General features: G+C 67.9%; 1 protein-coding gene. It reads right to left on the bottom strand.

Going from position 1 to position 539, the window contains the following annotated elements; genetic code table 11:
- On the bottom strand, positions 1–539 hold a 539-nt coding region (locus D7X30_RS41410; protein ID WP_147443456.1), incomplete at both ends, for a phosphopantetheine-binding protein.

The following is a 539-nucleotide window of genomic DNA, read 5'->3' as shown; positions in this document are numbered from 1 at the left end:
CGGGCTGCCCGGTTCGAGCTGATCAATGAGCCACAGCCGCTGCTGGGCGAAGGACAACGGCAGCGGACCGTCATGCGAGACGCGGGTGAGCTGAGTAGTGCTCGTGCGGGTCAGCCCCACCAGACGACCCGCGAGCGCTTCCACGGTGGGGGATTCGAAGAGCGCGCGCAGGGGGAGTTCCACGCTGAACTCCACGCGGACCCGCGACACGACCTGGGTGGCCAGCAGTGAGTGTCCACCCAGCTCGAAGAAGGAGTCCTTCACACCCACCCGGGGCAGTCGCAGGACTTCGGCCCAGATGGAGGCCAGCTTCGCTTCGACCTCCGTGCGCGGCGCTTCGTAGGTGTGGCCGGACTGGGGCGCTTCCGGTTCTGGGAGGGCCTTGCGGTCCACCTTGCCGTTGGAGTTGAGCGGCAGGGCGTCCAGCACCACGAAGGTGGTGGGCACCATGTACTCGGGGAGGCCCTGGCGCAGGTGGGCCTTGAGGGCCTCCACTTCCAGGGAGGTATTCGCCTTGGGCGTGACGTAGGCGACGAGGC

Source organism: Corallococcus sp. AB011P (assembly GCF_003611605.1).
GTDB classification, from domain to species: domain Bacteria; phylum Myxococcota; class Myxococcia; order Myxococcales; family Myxococcaceae; genus Corallococcus; species Corallococcus coralloides.
Note: the sequence above shows the minus strand (reverse complement) of the source record. Positions and strands in the feature narration are given on the sequence as shown.